The sequence below is a fragment of the Kutzneria chonburiensis genome (genome assembly GCF_028622115.1).
GTDB lineage: Bacteria > Actinomycetota > Actinomycetes > Mycobacteriales > Pseudonocardiaceae > Kutzneria > Kutzneria chonburiensis.
This window is the reverse complement of the sequence record NZ_CP097263.1, coordinates 115,820-127,855: the sequence shown is the minus strand read 5'-3', so window position 1 is coordinate 127,855 and position 12,036 is coordinate 115,820. Positions and strand designations below refer to the sequence as shown.

Sequence of the window (12,036 nt, the reverse complement as noted above, 5' to 3'; positions counted from 1 at the left end):
TTTCGCGACGTTTGCTGGACGGCATGGACGAGTACTTTCTGCTCGGGCGCTCCGGGCTGCGGGTGAGCCGGCTGGCGCTGGGCACGATGAACTTCGGCACCGGCGGCTTCCACGCCGCCTACGGGCTGCGCGAGGAGCAGGCCGCGCCGATCTTCCACCGCTACCTCGACGCCGGCGGCAACCTCATCGACACGGCCGACTTCTACACGGCCGGCGAGAGCGAGGAGATGCTCGGCCGGCTGATCGCCGGCGTACGGGAAAAGCTGGTGCTGACCAGCAAGTTCACCAACAGCGTCGACCCGGGCGACCCGAACGCCGGCGGCAACGGGCGCAAGCACATGATCCGCGCGGTCGAGGACTCCCTGCGGCGGCTGCGCACCGACTATCTCGACCTGTTCCTGCTGCACACCTGGGATCGCCTGACGCCGATCGAGGAGGTGCTGCACACGTTCGACGATCTGGCCGCGGCCGGCAAGATCCGCTACGCCGGGCTGTCGGACGTGCCGGCCTGGTACGCGGCGCGGGCCCAGACGTTGGCCTCCCGCCCGCTGGTCACCCTCCAGCTGCCGTACTCCCTGATCGATCGGGCCATCGAGACGGAACACGTTGCCGCCGGCCAAGAACTGGGACTTGGTATCACGGCGTGGAGCCCGCTGGCCGGCGGCTTCCTCACCGGCAAGTACCGTTCCGGCGATTCGGGCCGGCTGGCCGGCCAGTCCTGGACCGAGCAACAGTGGAACCTGCTGAGCGTACTGGAAAAGGTGTCGCGCGAACTCGATGTGACGATGGCTCAGGTCGCGCTGAACTGGGTGATCACGCAGCCCGGGGTCGCCGCCGCGATCGTCGGGGCCAGCAGCGCCGCCCAGCTCGACACCTCGTTGGCGGCACTGGATTTCGAGTTGCCGGCCGAGCTCAGGGCGTCGCTGGACGAGGCCAGCGCCATTCCCCCGGCCAAGCCGTACTCGATGTTCACGCCCGAGTACCAATCCTGGATCATCAACGTCGGCGCCAAGGTCGGCGACAAGCCCACCGGCTATCAGCCGCCGGTGCGGAACTGGGCCAGGTGATCGAGGCAGAAGTCCAGCGCCGCCTCGAGATGACGCTCGGAGCCGGTGGTCATGAGGATCACCACGCCGCCCTGGATGGCGGCGATCACCGCGGACGCGGCGGCCACGGCGTCCAAGGCGTGGTCGATGTGGCCCAGCCGCTGCATGTCCCGGATGCCGGTCTCGACCCTGGCCTGCCACTGCTCGAACAGTCGCAGGGTCACCTCCTGCGCGGCCGGGGTGCGGCGGTTGATCTCGGTGATCAGCGCCCCCAGCGGGCAGTTCACCCCCTGCCGGCGGTAGCGGTCGACGACCGCGTCGCGCCACTGCCGCCAGGCCGGCCACGAGGTCAGGCCGCTCAGGTAGGGCTCCTGGTCCTCGATCACCCGGTCGGCCTCGCGCTGGGCCACCGCCAGCAGCAGCTGCTCCCGGCCGTCCGGGAAGTAGTGGAACAGCTGGCTCTTGCCGGTGCCGCTGCGGCGGCCGACGTCGTCCAGGGTCACGGCGCCGATGCCGCGTTCGCTGATCTCGGCCGCCGCCGCCTCGATGATCCGCCGCCGGGTCGCGGCGCCTTTGGGGGTGAGCACGTCGTCGAATGTACTCAGCGGTCCAGAAGCACGCGGGCCCGACGGGCCTTCCAGGCCAGGATGCCCGCCTGGACCACGAAGAACGCGCCGCCGGCGGCGGTGTACATGATCAGCGCGGTTAGCGACGGGTCAGCGCTCAGGGCCACCGGGAGGTAGCTGCCGCCGGCGATCACGGACAGCGTGCCGGCGATGATCAGCGGCCACTGCCGGCCCAGCTCGGGACTGCGGCGGCGCAGGGCGACGATGAGCTGGGCCAGCCCGGAGACGATGGCCCACAGGCCGAAGACGAACAGCACCGGGCCGACTCCGCTGAGCGCGGCCAGGCCGAGCCCGACGGCGGCCAGGCCGCTGAGCACGGTGTTGAACACCTGGAGCCCGCGGCCGGGCGTGCCGGCGCGGACGTCCAGCAGCGTGGCCACCACGTCGATCAGCGGGTAGATCACCAGCAGCGCGACGACCAGGCTGGTCAGCGGCGTGTGCACCAGGGCGAACGCCGCCGACCAGGCGAGGGCGACCAGACCGCGGACGAGATAGATGCGACGGAGCGAGGTCATGTCCGTGAACCCTTCGGTAGTGGTTGCGGACACCACCTTCACCGCCAGGGTGGCCCGCTCGCCCCGGTCACACCCACTGGTGCGTCCCCTGGGGTCACGTGCCCACCGGCCACGGTCAGCACGCGGTCGGCGATGGCGGTCAGCCGTGGATCGTGAGTGATCATGATCGTGGTCCGGCCCGTTGTCAGCCGGCGCAGCGGCCCGACCAGCCGGTCGACGGCCTCGCCGTCGAGGCTGGCCGTCGGCTCGTCGAGCACGAGCACGGGCGCGTTGGCCACCATGGCGCGGGCGATGGCGATGCGCTGGCGCTGCCCGCCGGACAGGCCGTGGCCGTGCTGCCCGATCACGGTGTCGTAGCCGTCCGGCAGCTCGCTGACGAAGCCGTGCGCGTCGGCATTGATCGCCGCCTGGACGACGTCGTGGTCGGCGGCTCCGTCACGGCCGTAGGCGATGTTGTCCCGGATGGTGCCGTGGAACATCAGTGTCTCCTGTTGGACGAGGGCTATGTTGCGGCGCAAGGACTCCAGGGTCAGCCTGCGGACATCTATGCCGTCGAGGCGGATCGTGCCGGCATCGGGGTCGTGGAACCGCAGCAGCAGCTTGGCGATGGTGGACTTGCCGGCCCCGCTGGCCCCGGTGATCGCCACCAGCTCGCCGGGCCGAACGTCCACAGTGCACTGAACGAGGGTGGGTCTTTCCGCGTCGGGATAGGTGAAGCCGACCGAGCACAGGCTGAGCTGTCCGACGGCGCGGTGCATGGACACCGCGTCCGGGGAGTCGGTGATCGCCGGCTCGGCGTCCAGCAGCTCGACGATGCGCTCCGAGCCGGTGGTTGCGGCGGAGATCATCACCCTGAGCTGGCCGAGTTGCCGCAGCGGGCCGTAGATGGACGCGAGGATGGCGGCAAAGGCGAGCACACCGCCCAGGCTGAGGCGGCCGGCGGCGACTTCCCAGGTGCCGAGGGCGATGACGCCGAGCACGCAGGCGGTCTCGGTGATCTGCACGACCGGCGTGTAGCAGGCGCCGAGGCGCGCAATCGACACATTGGCCCGTAGCATCCGCGTGCCGGCCGTGAGCAGGCGCTTCTCCTCGGTCTCCTGCCGGTTGTACGCCTGCACCACGGTGACGTTGGCCAGGTTCTCCTCCAGCAGCGCGGTGATGTCGCCGTTGAGCGCCCGCTGCTCGCGCGACCGCTCGTTGACCCGACGGGCGAACCGGCGGGTGATCACCGCGAAGATCGGCGCGACGACGAACGCGGCCAGCGCCAGCTGCCAGTTCAGGAGCAGGGCGTAGCCGGCGAAGAAGGCCACGCCGAACAACGCGGTCACCAGCTGGACCAGGCCGGTGCTGACGAACCGCTCGACGGTGTCGACGTCGTCGGTGAGCCGGGCGATCAGGTCGCCGAGGCGGCGGCGCTGGAAGAAGTCCGGCGTCAGCGTCTGCACATGCCCGAAAACCTTGGTACGCAGGCGAAGCAGGAAACGCTCGGCCGATCTGGCCACGAGGTACTCGCCGCCGAACACCAGCAGCCCGGACGTCACCGCGACGCCGGCCCAGATGCCGGCCGGCAGCCAGAACGCGGCGAGGTCGCCGGCCTTGAGCGAACTGTCCACAATGGTCCCGAACATGGCCACGGCGACCGAGTCACAGGCGGCCGCGCCGATCAGCAGCAGGCTCCCGGCGGCGAGCCAGCGCCGGTCGGTCCTGGTCAGCGGCCAGAACCGGCGGAAGACCGCCCTGGTCGACAGCACCGGCGTTGTCGAGTCCACTGTGCACACTCCGTTTCGGACGGCCGACCGGCCCGCGGCATTCGCCGCGGGCCGGTCGATCGGATCACTTCTCGTAGCTGCGCGGAATCGGGTCGATCTCGACGCGCGGCGTCACGCCACCGCGCGGAACGGCGATGATCCGCGGCTTGGTGTAGACGCGAGGAGTGACGCGGGCAGTGGTGTCAGCCATGACAGCACCTCTTTCTGCTCGGTTTCGCCCACCAGGTGGCGGACACGGGAGCAACGTTAGGGATCCTCCCGTTTCACCGGCGTCTCGCCGCCTCGATATGCGGATGAAACATGTGTTGTGCCAGGGTGAGCGCAGGCTGACCGGAGTGTGGAGGTCGAGATGCGTGTGCTGGTGGCCGAGGACGAGCCCGTGCTGGCGGCCTTCATCGCCGAAGGGCTGAGACAGCAGGCGATGGCGGTCGACATCGCGCACGACGGGCTGACCGCCGTGCAGAAGCTGGCCGCCGACGAGTACGACGTCGTCGTGCTGGACCGGGACCTGCCCGGCAAGCACGGCGACGACGTGTGCCGGGAGATCGTCGACGAGGGTCTGCGGGCCCGGATCCTGATGCTGACCGCCATGGGCGACGTGCGGGAACGTGTTGCCGGGCTTCGTCTCGGCGCCGACGACTACCTGGCCAAGCCGTTCGACTTCGACGAGCTGGTGGCCCGCATCGATGCGCTGGGGCGGCGGGCCCGGCCGGCGGCGCCGCCCGTGATGCGGCACGGCGACATCGAGCTGAACATCGCGCTGCGCCAGGTGTTGCAGGGCGGACGTTACGTTTCGTTGTCGGTCAAGGAGTTCGGTGTGCTGCACGCGCTGATGGCGGCCGACGGTGCCGTGGTCAGCGCCGAGGAGCTGCTCAGCGGAGTGTGGGACGAGAACGCCGATCCGTTCACCAATGCCGTGCGCATCACCATGTCCCGGCTGCGGGCCAAGCTCGGCGATCCCCAGGTGATCGAGACCGTCGCCGGCGTCGGCTACCGACTGCGGCGCGACAGATGAAGCGCATCACGCTGCGGACCCGGCTGACGATCATCCACACCGGACTGTTCCTGCTGGCCAGCCTGATCGTCGTCGGCCTGTTCTACTGGCAGAACATCCGCAGCGTCCTCGGGTTGCAGGAGCAGGTGACGCCGCGCCTGTCGGGCGTCGCGATGCCGCGGACGTACGCCGACGATGCCTTCAGCACCGTGCTGTTCAACCTGTTGTTCCAGTCCCTGCTGACGTTTCTGGCGCTGGGCCTGGTCGCCGGCGTGCTGGGCTGGTGGCTGAGCGGGCGGGTGCTGCGGCGCGTGCACGCGATGACCGCGCAGGCGCAGCAGATCTCCACCGCCAACCTGCACGAGCGGATCGCGTTGGACGGGCCGCAGGACGAGCTCAAGGAGTTGGCCGACACGTTCAACGGCCTGCTGTCCCGGTTGGACGACAGCTTCCAGGTGCAGGGCCGGTTCATCGCCAATGCCTCGCACGAGCTGCGCACGCCGCTGGCCGTGACCCGGACCGTGATCCAGGTCGGCCTGTCCTCTTCGGACCCTGATCGCGTGCGGCGGGCCAAGGAAGAGTTGTTGCGCAGCAACGACCGGGCCATCGCGCTGATCAACGGCCTACTCCAGCTGGCCCGCGGCGAGCGGGAGCTGGAGCACCGCGAGCCGGTGCGGCTGGACAGTGTGGTCGAGCAGGCCGTGGCCGAGGTCGACGCGCCGTCCGACGTGACGATCGAGATGCGTACCGAGCCGTGTTCACTGCTGGGCGATTCGCTGCTGCTGAGCCAAGTTGTCCGCAACCTGGTCGACAACGCCTCCCGCTACAACGTTCCCGGCGGCACGGTGTGGGTTCGCGTTACAGCCCAAGGGGAATTGACCGTCGCCAACACCGGTCCGGCCGTGTCCGACGAGGATGCCGCGCTGCTGTTCGAGCCGTTCCACCGCGCCACGGACAAGAAGGACGGCGTGGGGCTCGGGCTGTCGATCGTACGGGCCATCGCCGCGGCGCACGGTGGACGAGTCGCCGCCCAGCCTCGGCCGGACGGCGGACTCGTTGTCACCGTTCAACTTCCGGTCAGTGGAACAGCGACTGGGCCGGTACCGAGCGGACGGAACCGTCCTTCATCGTGATCGTCACGTCGCCGCCGAGCAGCCCGGTCGGCGGATCGGCCGGCCACCACGCCGTCCACCGGCCGTGGTCGATCAGGGCGTCGATCGTGCGGCTGCCTTCATGCAGAGTGACCGATGTGACGTCGGCGCCGGCACTGCCCTCGGCGTAGTTGAAGCCGGTGACGCCGTCGCCGTGACCGCCGGCCGTGTCGAGATCGATCGCGTTCGCGGCGAGCTTCGTGACGGGGTCGATCGCCTCGGTCAGGCCGGCTTCGTCCGAGCCGACCAGGCAGAGCGTGATGTCCTGGCCGCGGGTGAGAATCATGGATGTGACCTCGCCGCGTCGGTCGGCGTTGCTGACCGTGAACGGTCCGGTGGCGTTCTGGTCGCCGGTCGCGTGGTGCTCACACCATTGCCGTGCAACGGAATCCGCCGTGAGACGGGTCGGCGTGCCGGTCCAGCTGCCGATCGCCGCCGCCGACAGAATGTTCGGGTTGCCCCTGATCATGTGGTAGGCCACCGGCCCGAGGACCACCGCCGCCGCCATACCGGCGACCAGCGCCCCGCCGATCGCGATGCGTCGCACCGGCCGGCGGCGTTCGACCGGGGCCGCGTCCGCGAGGATCGAGGTCAGCAGCTGGTCCTGCCGGTGCCGCTCCGCCGGGGACAGCTCCCGCTTCGGGGCCGGGTCGAGCGCGGCCAGCATGTCGCGGTTCATGATGCTCCGTTCAGATTGGCGAAGGCGATCGGCAGGTCGGAGGTGGGGCCGGCATGCTTGGCCAGTCGGCGTTTGGCCCGGGACAGCCGCATGCTGAACGCCGCCCTGGTGCAGCCCAGCACCTTCGCCGCCGCCTTGTCCGTCAGGCCTTCCCAGGCGTGCAGGGCAAGGAGTTCCTGGTCCGTTGTGGACAGTGCTCGCCAGGCCGTCACCAGGTCCATCCGAGCTTCCGCCGACAGCATCGGCTCGTACCCGTCGCCCCGGTCGTTCTCCGCCATCCTGACCGCCACCGCCCGCTGCCGCCGCACGCTGCGATCCGCGTTCAGCATCAGGTTTCGCGCCGTCCGGAACAGCCATGGCCGTGGGTCGGGCGGCAGGTCCCGCCGACGTCGCCATGCGGTCAGGAACGTCTCCCCGACCACGTCGTCGGCCTGCACCGGATGCGCCCGCCTGCGGACGAACGCCAGCACGTCCGCGTACTGGGCCCGGTACATGGCCGAGAACTCGGCGTCGGTCTCGATTGCCATCGTTCTCCTTCGTGGGTTGACACCCACACATGTCCGACGCTCGCACATGTGCAACGCTCGACCTCATGGGGGTTGCGGAGTTCGGCACTCGACTGGCCGGCCTTGGCTGGGTCACCGACCTGCTGGTGGCGGGCTCGATGGCCACCGGCGACCACGTGCCCGGCGTGAGCGACATCGACCTGGTCGCCCTGGTCGACGGGCCGGTGACCGCTGCGCGCGAGGCCGAGCTGGCTTCGATCCACGACAGCACGGATCCGGCGTTGAAGCTGGGCTGTGTGTACGTGCCCGAGCATCTCGTCGACGATCTCGCGGCGAAGCATCCGACCTGGACGAACGGCGTTTTCCTGTACCGGATCCTGTCCGGCGTCAACCGGGCCGAGTTGGTGCTGCACGGATAAGCCGTGTTCGGGCGGCCGCCGCTGGCCGTGCTGCCGCCGATGGGCCCGGACGACGTGCGGGCGGCGGCCCGGGCCGAGCTCGGCGGCTACTGGACGCGAGCGGTGCGGCGGCCGTCGCTGTGGCTGGATCCGGGCATGGCCGACCTCAGCCTGACGGCGATGGCGCGAGGGCGACATGCCCTGCGTACCGGCACTTTGCTGACCAAGAGCGACGCCATCGGGCAGATCGCCGGGCCGGCTTCGCTGATCGAGGAGCTTCGAGCCCGGCGGCGTGGGGAGCCGGTCCGCTCCCCCAGGCTGCGGACGGCGTTGATCTCGTGGTTCGACGCCTGGCGGACGGTCAGAGGTTCTGGCTGAGCAGCCTGGCCGGGCGGGAGAAGGAGTTCACCATTCGGTGCGCGTGTCAGGCCAGGAGCAGCGCGGCGAGCGTCTGGGCCAGCCAGAACTCGGTGTCGTCGGCGGACCAGCCGCGTTCGTCGACGAGCGTACGGAACACGTCGTAGCTGGTGAGGGCGTAGACCATGTCGGCGGCGCGCTCCGGCGTGAGGCCCGGGCGCAGCGCGTTCTTGGCGGCGAGCTCCTGCATGAGGTGGGCGGGGCCGGCGTAGCGGCCCTCCTCGGCCTGGGCGAGGAAAGAGCCGACGTCGGGATCGGCGGCGGCGGTGACGCGCATGATGTCGACGAGGCGCAGGTAGCGGTCGGAGACCTCGCGCATGTGGTGCACGTACAGGGCGAGCTGACGGGCGGGGTCGGGCTCGGCGAACATGTCGATCACCCAGCGGCGCTCGGGCGGGGGCACGGCGGCATCGACGTCGGGACCGGCGACAAGCACGGCGGCGGCCTCGGCCAGCACCTTCACCTTGCTGCCGAAGACCTGGTACACGGACTGCACATGCACGCCGGCGCGGTCGGCGATGGCCTGCATGGTGGTCTCGGCATAGCCGTTCGACGAGAACAGCGCGGCGGCCGCCTCGGCGATACGGCGCCGGGTCACGGACCGGCGATTCGAGCTTGACACGGTGCGAACCTAACTTATAGTCGACTATATAGTCCACTATAACGGGGGTATGGGGATGCGAGTCCTTGCCTGTTGCACGCCCATGGAAGGCGTGTTCGCGCCGATGGTTCCGCTGGTCAAGGCCCTGATCGGCCAGGGTCATGAGGTGACGGTGGCGACGGGGCCGGAGCTGGTGGACCGGGTCCGCCGGGCCGGATTGACGGCGGTGGGGATCGGGCCGACCGCGCCGGAGGCAGCCGCCCAGGCGATCAACGACCCGGTGTTCGCCGAAGGCCCGGAGCCCTGGCGGCTGGGGGCGACGATGTTCGCCCGGGTGATGGCTCCGCGACGGCTGCCGGAGCTGCAGAAACTGATCGACGAGCTCCAGCCGGACCTGGTGCTGCAAGCGCCGGTCGACCTCGCAGCACCGCTGGCCGCGGCGAGCCGGGGCGTGCCGACGCTGACGTACGGCACCGGCCTGGTGCTGGAACAGCCGCTGATGTCGAAGATGGCGGAATGGGTGCAGCCCCTGTGGGCCGAGCAAGGCCTTGACGGGGACGACAACGCCGGGATGTACCGGGATTCCTACCTGAATCCGGTACCGGCGACGTTGCAGCCGGAGCTGGGTCCGGCCACCACGATCAGCCGGTCGATCCGGCCGCACGTGCCGGGTGCCGCCGACGACCGTCTGCCGGAACTGGGCCATCGGCCGGTGCTGTACGTGTCCCTGGGCACGGTGCCGGTGTTCAACCGGCGCGACGTGTTCGAGGTCCTGCTGACGGCGGTGGCCGACCTCGACGCGGAGGTGGTCGTCACCGTGGGGCACAACAACGATCCGGCGACGTTCAAGGCGCCGGCGAACGTCCACATTGAACAGTGGGTGTCGCTGGCGGCCCTGCTCCCCGCTGCTCGGCGGTGCTCTGCCACGCCGGGGCGGGCACAACGCTGGCGGCGCTGGCGCACCGGCTGCCGTTGGTGCTGCTGCCGCAGGGCGCGGACCAGTTCCCCACGGCGGCGGCCTGCCGCGCGGCCGGCGTCGCGGAGGTGGTGACGCCGGACCGGTTCGACGCGGAAACCGTGCGGCAGGCGGTGTCGAAGGTCCTCGGCGGCGAGCACCTGTTGGCGGCGCTGGCCATGGGCGACGAGATCGCGGCGATGCCGTCGGCCAAGGAGGTGGCCCGCGACCTGACTGGCGCAGTGCCGGCGGTCCGGTGAGTTGATCGTCCACAAAGGACTTGATGCTGCGAGCGCATCGGGTTGGTGCGGATCGCGGCGACCACGGAGGCTACGAGGGCCAGGGCGCACAGGGCGCGCCACACCGGCGAATCGGTGGTGGAGCCGACAAAACCCTGTGCTGCCTGGTCATCAGACGCGGTCGGGTCGAGGCGCGTGCGGCGGCGTCGGAGTGCCGTACACGCGCTCGGCGTGCGCGGCGTAGGCCTTGCCGGCGAGGTCGTCGATCACCGGCCGGAGCTCGGCCGGCAGCTGTTCGACGGTCATCCGGAAAACCCACGGATCGGCGTCGTACGCGAGCATGCCGAACAGCAGCGGCACCGAAGCGGGGTCGAGGCCGCTGGAGCCTTCGGCGAGCATCTCCGCCCACTCCGCGGCCGTGACGCAGCGGCCGATCAGCGGCACCATCTCGTCCTCCTCGGTGATCAGGTGCATGGTGAGCAGCGGCACCAGCTCGTCGAGCACGGCAGCGACCCGCCCGCCGGCCTCGCCCGATGCGGCGACTCGCCAAGCGGTGAGCGAGGCGGTCAGTTCCTGGTTGAGCGCCTCGATCTCCTTGTGGTGGCTTTCCATCTCGTGCACGAGCAGCGTGGTCTCGGCCGGCAGCCGGTCGAGCAGTTTGGGCCAGATGTGGCTGTCCTCGGCGGCGTGGTGATGGTGCAGCAGGTCGGCCACCAGCTCGATGTGCTCGACGACGATCCGCACCTGCTCGGCGTCGCCGTCGCGGACGCCGCGTACCAAGCCGGCCATCGCGCCGAATTCGCGCAGCAGCAACGTATGGATCATGTACATGTCTCTGACGTCGGCCAGCTGGGTGTCCGTCATGGTCAATCCTCACGTGAACGGCGATGACGCGTTGAGCCTGCCGTACTCGGAGGTGTTCGTGCCGCACCGAAACGGCGATCGCCGAACTTCTGTGCCTGAACGGTCAGAGTTGCGTGCCGGCGTCACATCCGGGCCAGGAAAGCCTTTCCGGCGGCCAGCCCGCGGTCGAACAGCAGCTGCCCCTCCGCCTTGGTCAGGCCGAAGTCCATGGAGGACACTTCGCTGGTGTAGAGGTAGTCGCCGCTGTGCATGCCGTCGCACAGCAGGAGTTCCACGAACCGGGCGGCCTTGGCCGGATCGGCCGCCGCGTGTCCACCGCGGACCCGGGGAAAGCGCCACCCGGATCGTGCCGACGCTGCTAGCCTCGGCGGATGGCCTGCCGCATCAGCGAAATCGTGATCGAGGCACGTGACCCCGAGCTGTTGGCCCGGTTCTGGGCCGAGGTGCTGGGCTACGTGGAGATCGGCCGGGAGGGCAACGCGGTCGAGATCGGCCCGCCGGGCACCGGATTCGGCGGCGCGGAGCCGACTCTGGTCTTCGACCGGACGAATTCGGCTCCCCGCGTGAAGCTGCCGCTGCACATCGACGTCAGCCCGACCGACCGCGATCAGGAGGACGAGCTGGCCCGGCTGTTGGCCCTCGGGGCCCGGCCGGCCGACGTCGGTCAGACCGGCGAGGAGAGCTGGCACGTGCTGATGGACCCCGAGGGCAACGAGTTCTGTCTGCTGCGGACCCGGATCGAGCCGGTCAGGCAGCCGTGACCGGTCCGACGATCAGCTCGTGCGCCTGGGCCGAGTCGTCCATCGGGCCCTGGTTCCACGGCAGCGTGATGTGCGGGTCACTGGTCACGCCGCGAGGATCGGTGTCACTCGGCGCGACCACGGTGACGCTGGCCGGCTGAACCTGGTTCGCCGGCGACTCGATTCCCGTCCAGTGCAGCAGCATCGTGGCCGACTGACCGTCCGAAATGGTCACGAGAGGAGCGTCACCGCCTTCGTTCACCACCGTGATACCGGGCGCGCCGGCCAGCGACACCGGCAGGCTGCCCTGGAAGTTGCACGTCACGCCGGGCTTCGCGGTGAACTTCACCTGGGCGTAGCGCTGGCCCGCACCGGGCGATCCCGGCACGAGGGTGGTGTCGACCTGGGCCGAGGTGCACCGGAAGTCGGTCGGCATGGCCGAGGCCGCCGCGGCCGACGTGAGCACGACCGCGGCGGTGGCACCGAGCACGGCCGTGCCGGCGACAAAACGACGGAGTCCGGTATTCATGAGTGAC

Annotated in this window: 18 protein-coding genes; 8 read left to right on the top strand and 10 right to left on the bottom strand. The window is 69.9% G+C overall.

Annotated features, from left to right (window positions below):
* Positions 1 to 23 precede the first annotated feature (23 nt).
* On the top strand, positions 24 to 1,067 hold the full coding sequence (locus tag M3Q35_RS00670; RefSeq protein ID WP_273939577.1) for an aldo/keto reductase: 1,044 nt from the start codon (positions 24 to 26) through the stop codon (positions 1,065 to 1,067).
* On the opposite strand, the gene M3Q35_RS00665 is transcribed toward M3Q35_RS00670, so the two are convergent.
* From M3Q35_RS00665 to M3Q35_RS00650, 4 genes are all read right to left on the bottom strand, one after another.
* Positions 1,037 to 1,633, bottom strand: a complete 597-nt coding sequence (locus M3Q35_RS00665; RefSeq protein ID WP_273939576.1) for a TetR/AcrR family transcriptional regulator — start codon at positions 1,631 to 1,633, stop codon at positions 1,037 to 1,039. The genes M3Q35_RS00670 and M3Q35_RS00665 overlap by 31 nt on opposite strands.
* Positions 1,634 to 1,647: 14 nt before the next feature.
* Positions 1,648 to 2,187, bottom strand: coding sequence for a DUF308 domain-containing protein (locus M3Q35_RS00660; protein ID WP_273939574.1), 540 nt, complete (start codon positions 2,185 to 2,187; stop codon positions 1,648 to 1,650).
* A gap of 38 nt (positions 2,188 to 2,225) precedes the next feature.
* Positions 2,226 to 3,956, bottom strand: coding sequence for an ABC transporter ATP-binding protein (locus M3Q35_RS00655; RefSeq protein WP_273939573.1), 1,731 nt, complete (start codon positions 3,954 to 3,956; stop codon positions 2,226 to 2,228).
* Between the two features lie 64 nt (positions 3,957 to 4,020).
* The gene (locus M3Q35_RS00650; protein ID WP_273939572.1) at positions 4,021 to 4,146 is read right to left on the bottom strand and encodes a hypothetical protein; all 126 of its coding nucleotides are present in this window, start codon (positions 4,144 to 4,146) and stop codon (positions 4,021 to 4,023) included.
* Positions 4,147 to 4,305: 159 nt separating this feature from the next.
* On the opposite strand from M3Q35_RS00650, the gene M3Q35_RS00645 reads away from it, so the two are divergent.
* Both M3Q35_RS00645 and M3Q35_RS00640 read left to right on the top strand, forming a co-directional pair.
* Positions 4,306 to 4,971: a response regulator transcription factor gene (locus M3Q35_RS00645; RefSeq protein WP_273939570.1), complete on the top strand. Its 666-nt coding sequence runs from the start codon at positions 4,306 to 4,308 to the stop codon at positions 4,969 to 4,971.
* Positions 4,968 to 6,083, top strand: a complete 1,116-nt coding sequence (locus tag M3Q35_RS00640; protein ID WP_273939568.1) for a sensor histidine kinase — start codon at positions 4,968 to 4,970, stop codon at positions 6,081 to 6,083. Before M3Q35_RS00645 ends, M3Q35_RS00640 begins: the two co-directional genes overlap by 4 nt.
* On the opposite strand, the gene M3Q35_RS00635 is transcribed toward M3Q35_RS00640, so the two are convergent.
* Complete coding sequence (locus M3Q35_RS00635) at positions 6,028 to 6,780, bottom strand: hypothetical protein (protein WP_273939567.1); 753 nt, start codon at positions 6,778 to 6,780, stop codon at positions 6,028 to 6,030. The two genes, M3Q35_RS00640 and M3Q35_RS00635, sit on opposite strands and share 56 nt — an antisense overlap.
* Positions 6,777 to 7,307 carry an RNA polymerase sigma factor gene (locus M3Q35_RS00630; RefSeq protein WP_273939566.1) on the bottom strand — a complete coding sequence of 177 codons (531 nt, stop codon included), beginning with the start codon at positions 7,305 to 7,307 and terminating at the stop codon, positions 6,777 to 6,779. Before M3Q35_RS00630 ends, M3Q35_RS00635 begins: the two co-directional genes overlap by 4 nt.
* Positions 7,308 to 7,372: 65 nt before the next feature.
* On the opposite strand from M3Q35_RS00630, the gene M3Q35_RS00625 reads away from it, so the two are divergent.
* On the top strand, positions 7,373 to 7,705 hold the full coding sequence (locus tag M3Q35_RS00625) for a nucleotidyltransferase domain-containing protein (protein WP_273939565.1): 333 nt from the start codon (positions 7,373 to 7,375) through the stop codon (positions 7,703 to 7,705).
* 3 nt (positions 7,706 to 7,708) lie between these two features.
* Positions 7,709 to 8,062 carry a hypothetical protein gene (locus M3Q35_RS00620; RefSeq protein WP_273939564.1) on the top strand — a complete coding sequence of 118 codons (354 nt, stop codon included), beginning with the start codon at positions 7,709 to 7,711 and terminating at the stop codon, positions 8,060 to 8,062.
* 46 nt (positions 8,063 to 8,108) lie between these two features.
* On the opposite strand, the gene M3Q35_RS00615 is transcribed toward M3Q35_RS00620, so the two are convergent.
* Positions 8,109 to 8,723 (bottom strand): TetR/AcrR family transcriptional regulator, encoded by a 615-nt coding sequence (locus M3Q35_RS00615; protein WP_273939563.1) that lies wholly within the window; start codon positions 8,721 to 8,723, stop codon positions 8,109 to 8,111.
* 49 nt (positions 8,724 to 8,772) lie between these two features.
* Here M3Q35_RS00615 and M3Q35_RS00610 point away from each other — a divergent pair, with 49 nt between their 5' ends.
* Together M3Q35_RS00610 and M3Q35_RS00605 are read left to right on the top strand one after the other, a co-directional pair.
* Complete coding sequence (locus M3Q35_RS00610; protein WP_273939562.1) at positions 8,773 to 9,753, top strand: glycosyltransferase; 981 nt, start codon at positions 8,773 to 8,775, stop codon at positions 9,751 to 9,753.
* Positions 9,648 to 9,917, top strand: a complete 270-nt coding sequence (locus M3Q35_RS00605) for a nucleotide disphospho-sugar-binding domain-containing protein (RefSeq protein WP_273944750.1) — start codon at positions 9,648 to 9,650, stop codon at positions 9,915 to 9,917. Before M3Q35_RS00610 ends, M3Q35_RS00605 begins: the two co-directional genes overlap by 106 nt.
* Positions 9,918 to 10,067: 150 nt before the next feature.
* On the opposite strand, the gene M3Q35_RS00600 is transcribed toward M3Q35_RS00605, so the two are convergent.
* The gene (locus M3Q35_RS00600; RefSeq protein WP_273939560.1) at positions 10,068 to 10,760 is read right to left on the bottom strand and encodes a hemerythrin domain-containing protein; all 693 of its coding nucleotides are present in this window, start codon (positions 10,758 to 10,760) and stop codon (positions 10,068 to 10,070) included.
* Between the two features lie 122 nt (positions 10,761 to 10,882).
* The gene (locus M3Q35_RS00595; RefSeq protein WP_273939559.1) at positions 10,883 to 11,035 is read right to left on the bottom strand and encodes a hypothetical protein; all 153 of its coding nucleotides are present in this window, start codon (positions 11,033 to 11,035) and stop codon (positions 10,883 to 10,885) included.
* 96 nt (positions 11,036 to 11,131) lie between these two features.
* Here M3Q35_RS00595 and M3Q35_RS00590 point away from each other — a divergent pair, with 96 nt between their 5' ends.
* On the top strand, positions 11,132 to 11,521 hold the full coding sequence (locus M3Q35_RS00590) for a VOC family protein (protein WP_273939558.1): 390 nt from the start codon (positions 11,132 to 11,134) through the stop codon (positions 11,519 to 11,521).
* Here the strand turns inward: M3Q35_RS00590 and M3Q35_RS00585 are convergent.
* A complete protein-coding gene (locus M3Q35_RS00585) occupies positions 11,508 to 12,029 on the bottom strand; it encodes a DUF4232 domain-containing protein (RefSeq protein WP_273939556.1) in 522 nt (173 codons plus the stop codon). The two genes, M3Q35_RS00590 and M3Q35_RS00585, sit on opposite strands and share 14 nt — an antisense overlap.
* Positions 12,030 to 12,036: the final 7 nt, after the last annotated feature.